The organism is Candidatus Culexarchaeum yellowstonense, assembly GCF_024707025.1.
GTDB lineage: Archaea > Thermoproteota > Methanomethylicia > Culexarchaeales > Culexarchaeaceae > Culexarchaeum.
Window position 1 is genome coordinate 1 of sequence record NZ_JANGFQ010000086.1, and the last position, 6,526, is coordinate 6,526.

Sequence of the window (6,526 nt, forward strand, 5' to 3'; positions counted from 1 at the left end):
GGTGTTTTTAGGGGGGTGGCTGTTGTATTGCATGAAAGGGATAATGTGGCAACTGCATTGGCAAATCTATGTAGAGGGTGTGAGGTTGTTGTTGGGAGGGGTGGTGAAGAGATTAGGGTTGTCTTGTTGAATGATATTCCATTTGGGCATAAGTTTGCATTGGAGGATATTCCGCAGAATGGGTATGTGATTAAGTATGGTGAAGTTATTGGGAGGGCTACTAAGCCTATTAAAAGGGGTGAACATGTCCACATCCATAATGTTGAGAGTTTGAGGGGTAGGGGCGATTTGGAGGTGAATGGAAGTTGAAGGTTTTGGGGTATGTTAGATCTGATGGGAGGGTTGGTGTGAGGAATCATGTGGTAATATTGCCCACAGTAATTTGTTCTAGGGTTGTGGCGGAGCGTATTGCAGAGATTGTGGGTGCTGTTTGTATTGATAATCAACATGGTTGTGGTCAAATAGGTGCAGATCTAGAGCAAACGGAAAGAACATTGATTGGGATAGGTGGGAATCCCAATGTGGCAGCCGTGCTAGTGGTTGGTTTAGGCTGTGAAGCAGTACGTCCCGAAAGGGTTGCAGATAAAATAGCTGCTACAGGTAAACTTGTGGAGCATATTGTGATACAAGATCTTGGTGGAACATTAAAAGCTATGGAGAGGGGGGTGAGCATTACACGTAAATTCATACAAGAAGTTTCCAAGTTAAGGAGGGAAGAGGTTGATATTTCAAACATTACACTTGCATTGGAATGTGGTGGTTCTGATGCAACTTCTGGTTTCGTGGCAAATCCAGTTGCAGGTTATGTTGCTGATAAACTTATTGATTTGGGAGGTAGAGTGGTATTCTCTGAGACTACGGAGGTTATAGGGGCAGAACATTTACTGGCTAGGAGAGCTGTATCAAGGGAAGTTGCGGAAAAACTGCTGGAAGTGGTTAGGAGGGTTGAGGAGAAAGCTAAGTCCATGAAAGTAGATCTACTTGGCGGAAATCCAAGTCCAGGAAACATTAAGGGAGGCATAACCACGATTGAAGAGAAATCCCTCGGAGCTATTTATAAAGCTGGAACCAAACCACTCCAAGGAGTTCTAGATTATGCAGAACCTATTCCAAGTAAAAGCGGACTATACTTTATGGATACGCCAGGTCAAGATATAGAATCCATTGTTGGCATGCTGGCTGGTGGCGCTCAAATAGTGATTTTCACAACTGGGAGAGGTACACCAACAGGTTCCCCCATAGCACCTGTGATAAAAATTACCGGTAACCCCGAAACATATAAGTTGATGGAGGAAAACATAGACTTCTATGCAGCTGTAATAGAGGGTAAAGAGACAATCCAAGAGGCTGGTGAAAGACTATTTAATGAAATGATTGAAGTAATAAATGGGAAACCAACTAAGGCAGAAGCTCTGAAACACTGGGAATTTGCCATTCACAAATTAGTATCCACATTCTAACTAAAATGTTAAGATTATGTATTTCCAGCTTAAATGCTAGAGACCATTAAGAATCAGTAATTTCATCGTAATCCCTTCAGTAATGGAGTTAAATGGCATATTGTTTGTATGTGTAGCGAAAATATGATTACTTGATTATGAACTGTTAAGAATTTAGAATAATCCCCTTATCCTGCTACTGCAATTACTTTGTATGTTGTCATGTATTTTGGTAGTCTACTGAAGTTGTAGCTGTAGGATTCCCCAATGTATAGGTTTTCAACGCTCTTTGAATATGAGTATGGACTCCAATTTTCAATCAATTTGTCTCCCTTGTATGGGAATAGGATTATCCAAACCTTGCTTATAGGCTCCATACCTATATTAGTGACGGTCACCTTCACAGTGTAGCTCAACAGCTTTCCACGGGAGAATTCAGGTATAATTTCACTTGTAACCCTTAATCGCCCATCCTCAGAAATCCATGTGGCGGATTTAGCTATAGCCTCCCCACCCTCAATTACTGATAGGAGTTTATCGTAATCCTGCTTCAACGAGTAATATGTGGAGTTTAGCGATGAAATCTGTGAATCCTTAGCCCTTAATGTACTGTTAAGTTTGCCCACCAAATCTTGCAATTCCCTTATCTGATTTTTCAATGAAGAGATTTCCATATCCTTCTTGCTTATCATCGATGCATAGTTCGCTAAAACGCTTACTAAGCAAATAACTAAAGCTATGAATATTAATCCCAATGCAATGGCAGTTTTCCTACTTACAATTATCTCTTCACTCATCTTCACTTTCATAATTACGATGAGGGAAACATGATATAAACCCTAACCTCAATATGCAAGTATCCTATACTATTTGAGGAGCTACTGTGAATCTGTCTGGAAATGCTGAATAAAATTCATGGGAAGACTACTGAATAATATGTGTATAGCTTAATTCCGTTAAGTATTTATGGTTCTTTAGTTCTATAGTACTTTTGGGTTTTAAATATGCATGGGGAAGATGTTGAGGTTATTAAAGTTGAAGTTCCAAAGGCTTTAGCTGAAAAGTTTCGTAGATATGTTGCTGAGAGGTATGGTTTGAGGAGGGGTTCTATTACGAGGGCTATAATCGATTTAATTGAGGAGAAATTGAGTGGAGTGGAACAACATACAATAGGCACGGTCGATTCCATAGTCGGTTTAGGTCTCAAATCTGATTACATGTGGAGTGGGGAGGATTTAGTTGAAGCTTTGAGGAGGAAGATGATTAATGTACCTGGTTGATGCTAATGTATTGCTGGAGTTACTCTACAAGAGGGATAGGTGGAGGGAATGCTATGATTTCCTCAATAAAGTTAAAGCTGGCATTGTTAAATCATATATCCTTCACTTCACATTACATGGAATCTCAGCTATTCTTGGAGATCCTAAACTTGTTTCAAATTTCCTCTCGGAGATTGCGACATGGCGTGGCTTAGTAGTGGTTGACCTACCGATTGATGAAGAGATTTTAGCAAGTGAATTGGCAAATAGTGTGGGATTAGATTTCGATGATGGACTACAATACTACTATGCCAAGAAAGCTAAACTACAAATAGTTTCATTTGATAGTGATTTCGATAAAACAGATGTTAAACGTATAGAACCTAGAAATGTGAAAACCAGTTAGCTCTCTCAGTGGACAACGTAATCTCAACTGTTAAGTAGAGTTTATGGTGGATAGTTAAAATGAGCATAATGTATCACTTAAAAGTATGGAATCTTCAAAATGAGTGTTAAATTTATGTGGAATTAAAAAACGTCGATTTGTCGGATAGTTTTCCAATGTTTACTTTTAAGATGATTTATGGCATCAGTTAGTGTTAGGAATTTACAATCGCAAATCTTACACACATACACCCTCGTTATCTTCTTAGGGTCTTTGGAATTCCATGAACTTTGAGCTATAGATTTGACTGTAATGTAGCTTTCAACTGGTATTTCATCGAACATAGCACTTCAACCCTACGGGAGTATGGCGTAACTGGTGTTTAATGATGTGAAGCTTGAATTCCAAATTCTCATCGATTTGCTGGAGAAGAATGCATAGACGTCGCTTACATCTCTGCTTGACATGTAGTATAGTTTGTTAAGCATCTCTATATAAGGCTTAGGATTAGATATATATGATGTAATATCCGAAAAATTTGGCATTGCTTTTTTCAATGTACAAATAAACATTGCTTAATTGACTTCATTATGCTCATAACTATTTTTAAGCTTAAAAATATTTGAAGAGTGAGCTACACGTATCCTTCGAACAGGTGGGGATGGATAAGTGCTAAGCTCATATATATTGTCCCCCTAACATCAAGTATGATATTAAACTATTCTCAATAAGAAAATCTTAGAAGCATTTAATGCTGATCTTGAAATAGTAAAGTTCCCAATGAAAAGAGCGGGATGAAATATATGCCCCCTAATGAGCGATATTTTTAGCGAATACTTTAAGTTTCTTAAATATTCTTAAAATATAAATTGCCCATAACTATTTAAGTTTACCCCCGGTAAACTTAAAAGTTCAGATGCTATCTTCCTCTCATTAGCTGATAAAAGGAGGTTTTTTAAAGCTTCACCCCTTCGTCTGGTCGCAATAATCTTAATGCTATCTCGCAATACTCCTTTAACGCACGTATAATAGCTGACCCTATTTTACCCGCTCCAATCACGGACAGGGTTCTACCTTACATAAACTCATGTATAACACACAATACTTTAACATAACCACATCTAGATATGGTTTGCCATTAAAGTTTTATCAAAGACATGCTTAAAAAGAAGGTTTCAGTGCTTCATACGAAAATTTCATGTTAAAGAGATTTAAGAAATTCTTTCTAAAATAATTTGTCGAGTTATGGTTGTTAAATTGGAAGTTCTCAAAATCAAGATAGGACAAAAAAGGTAGTTTATTTGGTTATATCGTTATTCCTAGACCGCTAATTATGTATTTAGCTTTACATACCACTGCTGTGTTGCTACTTCCTGCAAAAACTAGCCCAACGAATTTTCCATCCTTATCTACAGGGCTCCCACTATCTCCACTCTCAATGAAGGGTTGATTCACCAATATTTGATCGTAGAATACTGCCCACTTAGATTGCGTATACCAAACCTTAACAGTTGCACTGGTATCGGATACGGTGCTGATGGTGACTCCAGTCGTCCTTCCAGACTTCCTAACATAATCCCCTATACTCACTTCAGTTGTACCGCTAATGGTATAGGTACTTTTATTATCACTATCCAAAACTTCACCAATTAAGTAATCAGTTTCAGTTATTGTGATATTTGCTATGGCAGCATCAGCATAATTCTTACCTTTAGGGCCAAATGTTATCTTAATGTAGCTGTAGAGTTCACCCACCTTATCCTCAGTGGTGCCGCCATCATAAGTTCCAGGTTGGAGTACAGCTGTGCCTAATGGTAGGAATTGCGCTTTACTATTCATGGCTATAACATGCGCATTGCTAAGAATATAGTAATATCCTCCTGGACCTTGTACAACTAAGCCGAGGGTCCCAGCCATTTTACCTCCAAAAGCATCTTTTGGTACGCCTATGGATATGCCACCAACTATCGGTCTTACACTAGTAGTCCTACATACAAGTCCAGAGAATGTATATGATTCTTCTTCGAGTTGAAGTAGAGATAGAGCCTTTACCTTTCCAATCACAATAACCTCTGTTTTGAAGCCATCTATCTCATTTGGAACTTTATCCTTATACTTCTCATGCTCAAGATATACTATTATCCTTGGAGGGTCTTCACGATGACTTATCCCAGCAATCCCTTCAAGTGGGAGCAGAATTTCCTCAGCATGCTTCCTCGCTTCCTTAATATCTTTCGCTTGCACTCCACCCACACCCACGAAGGCAAATGAGCAGAATAGAAGAGTTAGCAATATCAAAGATACGCATTTCTCCAAAGTATTCACTAAACCCTATATGGGGAACATATTATTTAAACTTTTACGTTGCGCTTCATCTCCTAATTTTTATGACTATTATGGCTATTATTGTGATGAGGCATATGGCTACGATGGCATATAGCCATAATGGTGGAGGTGCTGGTTTGACTTCAACGTAGACTTCACTGCTTTTTGTGGCTTCGTATTTTGTATCTCCTTGAAAACTGGCTGTGAATGTGTATTTGCCCTCCTTGTCAAGTTTCACTGTGAACGTGAATGTTCCATCTAGATATGATGTTGTGCTGAAAGTTTTTGTTGATCCGTCAGGTTCCTTCACTGTTAGAGTTATTTGTGTATTCATTGCTGGTGTAATTGCCCCCTTAACATTTACACTTTCACCAACAGTCACTTGCCTTGGCTCCACGGTTATACTTATACTTGTGGGGACTTTGCTAATTACTATAGAGCCTAGATTCATGTGTGGTTGCCAAACGTGATAATCCCATAGAGTCCTAAAGGTGATGTAGCCTATGTAGATTTGGCTTGTGGCAGCCCCCTCAGCCCTCAACTTAAATGTTGCCGTGAATTCCCCTCCAGGATTTAACATTTTTACTCCCGTTGTCCATGGGCTTAGAAGGGATGTTGCAGTTGGCGTTTCAATTTCTAACTCGACATCTCTTATCTGATATTTCCCTTCATTCTTCAATTTAACTTTAATTGTGAATTCCTCTCCAACATGAATAGTTTCAGGTGCATCGATTGTGATGCTTATAGGGGTTTGGGGTGCATACACCTTAACGTTAACGTTTTCCTCAGATAGTTTTGGCCATGAAGCTCCATACTTATCAACGTATGATCCCTCCAAACTTAGCCTAAGCTGTTTCGTTTCAGAAGTTCCAGGAGCCAAATAGCTAAACCCATATAGGATTGTTAATGAAGCTTCCCTAGTAAAGGCTAACCCTCCAACACTTAAACGGGCATTTATGGGTACTGTTTGGGAAACAGCTCCATCGATGAAGTAAAGTTTAAGCTGCTTAAATTCAACTTCCACATTTCCACCCATATCATGAACTGTAACTGAAACCTTAATAGTTGCATTGCTACAAACCTCCCACGTCAAATTACCCATCAATGCCACTTCAAAT

Annotated in this window: 9 protein-coding genes; 4 read left to right on the plus strand and 5 right to left on the minus strand. The window is 38.9% G+C overall.

The features are described from left to right. The first annotated feature begins 15 nt into the window (after positions 1 to 15). The gene (locus MRT15_RS08430) at positions 16 to 309 is read left to right on the plus strand and encodes a UxaA family hydrolase (protein ID WP_369684965.1); all 294 of its coding nucleotides are present in this window, start codon (positions 16 to 18) and stop codon (positions 307 to 309) included. Further along, entirely contained in the window at positions 306 to 1,460 is a 1,155-nt protein-coding gene (locus MRT15_RS08435) for a UxaA family hydrolase (RefSeq protein WP_304329642.1), read from the plus strand. The genes MRT15_RS08430 and MRT15_RS08435 overlap by 4 nt, the downstream gene beginning before the upstream one ends. A 167-nt stretch (positions 1,461 to 1,627) precedes the next feature. Here the strand turns inward: MRT15_RS08435 and MRT15_RS08440 are convergent, their stop codons facing one another. Beyond that, positions 1,628 to 2,236, minus strand: a complete 609-nt coding sequence (locus MRT15_RS08440; RefSeq protein ID WP_304329643.1) for a hypothetical protein — start codon at positions 2,234 to 2,236, stop codon at positions 1,628 to 1,630. A gap of 207 nt (positions 2,237 to 2,443) precedes the next feature. On the opposite strand from MRT15_RS08440, the gene MRT15_RS08445 reads away from it, so the two are divergent. Together MRT15_RS08445 and MRT15_RS08450 are read left to right on the plus strand one after the other, a co-directional pair. Next, entirely contained in the window at positions 2,444 to 2,719 is a 276-nt protein-coding gene (locus MRT15_RS08445) for a hypothetical protein (RefSeq protein ID WP_304329644.1), read from the plus strand. Next, a complete protein-coding gene (locus tag MRT15_RS08450) occupies positions 2,706 to 3,104 on the plus strand; it encodes a PIN domain-containing protein (protein WP_304329645.1) in 399 nt (132 codons plus the stop codon). Before MRT15_RS08445 ends, MRT15_RS08450 begins: the two co-directional genes overlap by 14 nt. Before the next feature lie 122 nt (positions 3,105 to 3,226). On the opposite strand, the gene MRT15_RS08455 is transcribed toward MRT15_RS08450, so the two are convergent. The 4 genes from MRT15_RS08455 to MRT15_RS08470 form a co-directional block, all read right to left on the minus strand. After that, entirely contained in the window at positions 3,227 to 3,427 is a 201-nt protein-coding gene (locus tag MRT15_RS08455; protein WP_304329646.1) for a hypothetical protein, read from the minus strand. Positions 3,428 to 3,439: 12 nt separating this feature from the next. Then, entirely contained in the window at positions 3,440 to 3,628 is a 189-nt protein-coding gene (locus MRT15_RS08460; protein ID WP_304329647.1) for a hypothetical protein, read from the minus strand. A 760-nt stretch (positions 3,629 to 4,388) separates the two neighbouring features. Beyond that, on the minus strand, positions 4,389 to 5,399 hold the full coding sequence (locus tag MRT15_RS08465) for a hypothetical protein (RefSeq protein WP_304329648.1): 1,011 nt from the start codon (positions 5,397 to 5,399) through the stop codon (positions 4,389 to 4,391). A gap of 55 nt (positions 5,400 to 5,454) precedes the next feature. Continuing rightward, positions 5,455 to 6,526, minus strand: a 1,072-nt coding sequence (locus MRT15_RS08470) for an Ig-like domain repeat protein (protein WP_304329649.1), incomplete at its 5' end; no start/stop codon positions are given.

Coding starts and splice junctions, on each gene's coding strand:
- MRT15_RS08450 (WP_304329645.1), top strand. CDS start 2,706: ATGTACCTGGTTGATGCTAATGTATTGCTGGAGTTACTCTACAAGAGG.
- MRT15_RS08445 (WP_304329644.1), top strand. CDS start 2,444: ATGCATGGGGAAGATGTTGAGGTTATTAAAGTTGAAGTTCCAAAGGCT.
- MRT15_RS08440 (WP_304329643.1), bottom strand. CDS start 2,236: ATGAGTGAAGAGATAATTGTAAGTAGGAAAACTGCCATTGCATTGGGA.
- MRT15_RS08460 (WP_304329647.1), bottom strand. CDS start 3,628: ATGCCAAATTTTTCGGATATTACATCATATATATCTAATCCTAAGCCT.
- MRT15_RS08455 (WP_304329646.1), bottom strand. CDS start 3,427: ATGTTCGATGAAATACCAGTTGAAAGCTACATTACAGTCAAATCTATA.